Annotated in this window: 2 protein-coding genes; one reads left to right on the top strand and one right to left on the bottom strand. The window is 61.4% G+C overall.

The genetic code is table 11. The features are described 5' to 3' along the window. Positions 1 to 105: 105 nt before the first annotated feature. Positions 106 to 1,257 (bottom strand): aromatic ring-hydroxylating oxygenase subunit alpha, encoded by a 1,152-nt coding sequence (locus tag AC2VOP_RS12005; protein ID WP_486961175.1) that lies wholly within the window; start codon positions 1,255 to 1,257, stop codon positions 106 to 108. 263 nt (positions 1,258 to 1,520) lie between these two features. Between AC2VOP_RS12005 and AC2VOP_RS12010 the strand changes: the two genes are divergently transcribed. Further along, complete coding sequence (locus AC2VOP_RS12010) at positions 1,521 to 2,906, top strand: hypothetical protein (protein WP_486961176.1); 1,386 nt, start codon at positions 1,521 to 1,523, stop codon at positions 2,904 to 2,906. Positions 2,907 to 2,965 lie beyond the last annotated feature (59 nt).

A 2,965-nucleotide genomic window follows, 5' to 3' on the forward strand; every position in this document is an offset into this window, starting at 1 on the left:
CTCAACGTCCTGTGGGCCATGCTGCGCGACCACCAGGCCTATCAACCCACCACACCTAACGCCGCGGCGGCTTGACAACTTCATTGAGAATCTCCTGAGTTGTGATCAGCCCGGGCGGCTAGTACGTGCCAATGCTTCGGTCCAGGCGGCATGACGATGCTGCAGGCCGGGTTCATTGCGGCCGAACAGTAGGTGATCGCGGGCACCCGACTCCAGGTTGGTCTGCAGCGCGGAGGCCAGCCGGTAGTCCTCGTCGCGCACGGTGGCGTGCGCGTAGTCGAAGACGGCCTGCGCGCCCGCGGCGATGGACTCATCGGAGAGATCCAGCGGTGTCGAGTTCTGGTGCACGGTGATTGATTTTCCCGGCCGGTCCGCCGGGTAGATGCGGAACAGCTCGCCGTTGGCGATCGTCACCGAGATCACGATGTTGGGGAACAACGCATAGATCACCACCATGTACTTGAACGGCTCCCACTGGTCTTCTCCGACATCGTCTAGTTCCAGAATTCCGTTGAGCGGGAAGATCAACCGGTGGTGTGCCCCGAACGCGTCGAACACCGTGCAGTTGCTGCGGGCGATCTTGGCGAACGTCTGCCGGTGAACGGTGGCGAAGTGGTAGTTCTCCGCGAATGTGTCCACCGCCAGCTTCCAGTTGATCGGTGTGTCGAGCACCTTCTCGCCCAGCGGCGACCAGTGCCCGATTCCCCACGAGTCGAGCTCGTCGGCCAGCGGACCCAGATGTGCGGCGATATCCAGCGGTGTGCCGGGATCGAGTGACACCCACAGGAACCCGGCGAACTCGGCGGCCGGCAGCTCGGTAAGGCCCACGGATTTCACCTGCACCCCGGGGAAGCCCTCGGCGCCCGGGACCGCCATCAGGCTCCCGGTGTTGTCGTAAGTCCAGGCGTGATACGGGCAGCTGAATCGTTTCTTCGTGCCGCAACCGGTCACCACCTGGGACTGCCGGTGCAGGCAGACATTGTCGAACGCCTTGACCGTCCCGTCGGGGACCCTGGTCAGCAGCACCGAGCGCCCCATCACGGTCTTCGTGGTGTAGCTATTGGCCTGGGGCAGTTCGGAGACGTAACCCACCAGCTGCGGGCTGGCCAGCAGCATCGCCGTGTCCTGGCGGTGCCGCTCAGTCGAGGTGTAGTTCTCCGTGCTGACGGTGTACTCGCCTGGGGTGAAGTCGGTGGTTTTGTCCCGTGCCAGCTTCACCGCGCGCCGGGTCAGGTCGATGAGGTGGTCGCGATCCATGTTTTCTAGTAAAGACCCTGCTGTCATCCGCGGCCAGCACACGGCATCGATCGAACCGGCCAGTTGTGGTCGCATCGACAAGTACTCTCGAGAATGCGCTGCAGAATTCCATCCCATCGTGATAGGCAGCTGGAGCCATGGGTCCTGTGTCTGTGCTGACGAGCGAACGAACTTTCCGCTGTGTTAAGGCGACCTCCGCTTCCGGTGATTGGTCCGGCACTGCCGACGCCCAACGCCGCGACGCTCGGTCGCGGGTGGCTCGCGTGGCCGGAGTGGCCACAACGATGGCGGCCGGCGCACTGGCAATGGTGTTGATGGCCCCGTGCGCGGTCGCCGATCCGGGTTCTTCGAATCCGCTACAACCCGTGATTGACCAACTGCTCGACGCGCAGCAGCAGGTCGCCGACACCAACAGCAACTACCCGTTTATCGTTCCGTCGGATTTGCCCACGTTGCACGAGTACACACAAAACCTTGCGCTCACCATGCTCGCTATGGAGCTCAACACACTGGGCGTCGACCAGTTTCACGACGTGACGATGCGGTGGGCTCCGTATCCGTGGACGGCTCCTGCCGCCAACCCGCAAGAATTTCTGGTCTACACGAACCCGGACGACCAATACGGCGAAGTACACGTCGAACCGGATCAGGCATATGTGATCACTGTCGATCCCGGCCCTGGTAGCCAGGACGTGACGTTCGCGCCCTATTCAGGCAATGGCGTGACGGCCGACTTCAAGGCTCTTTCCGGCGGGATCGATTTGTTCGATGCTAAGCCAAATCCCGATGGCACCTACACCGTCGTGTTGAGTTCGGCTCCGCAGCAAGGAAACTGGGTCGATACTGCGGGGGCAGATACGGTGCTGGTTCGTGACACCGTCGGCGACTGGGGCCAGATACATGACAATTTCTCCATCCAGGAAGAGGGCCGCCCTTCAACGCTTACCGTTCCACTGCTATCGGAGGACCAGATTTCGTCGATGCTGAGTACCGTCGCCGCGAACATGGCTACCGAGAACGCTGCCGGTACCTACTCAGGGGAGCGGGAGGTGTTCGACACCATTCCGAACAACACGTTTCTGCCCATACAAGTGACCGGCAAGGTTATTCCGGGTCCGACACTGCCGGGCCAACTAAGCAGTCTGGGCCACTATTCGCTCGAGCCGGATCAGGCGTTGATCGTCAAGGTGCCCGATATCGACGCCGCATACTCAGGTCTTCAGCTGGCCAACGACTGGGGAGAGACTTCTCCGTATGCCACCGTGCAGGGCAGCCTCAACGACACCCAGGCGTTCCATGATCCAAACGGCTTCACCTACTACGTCATCAGCAGCCAAGACCCGGGTGTGGCGAACTGGGTTGATGACTCCGGTATCAACAACGGAGGTATTTTTTTGCGGTGGCAGGACGTGACGGGCCCCATTCCCAACACTCTGATACAAGACGAGGTCGTCGATGTCGCCGACGTCCGCAATGATCTGCCCGCCGACACCCCCGTCGTCACCCCCGCAGAATATGCAGCTGACTTCAAAGCACGCCTATTTGAATACGACTATGTCCACGACCAGAACCACGGCATCGCCTGGGGCGGGGCCATCGGCTTGTACGACCAGCCTCAAAATTTCACGGTAGCCCGAGTTCTCCTGTGACGACTGCTGAGGCGGCCAGTTGATCTTGATTTCGGGTTGTGGGTGAGCGGCGCCGCCGC

This window comes from Mycobacterium sp. TH-M106 (genome assembly GCF_057473765.1).

Excerpts from the sequence above, each read along its gene's own strand:
- AC2VOP_RS12005 (WP_486961175.1), bottom strand. The coding sequence starts at position 1,257 with ATGGATCGCGACCACCTCATCGACCTGACCCGGCGCGCGGTGAAGCTG.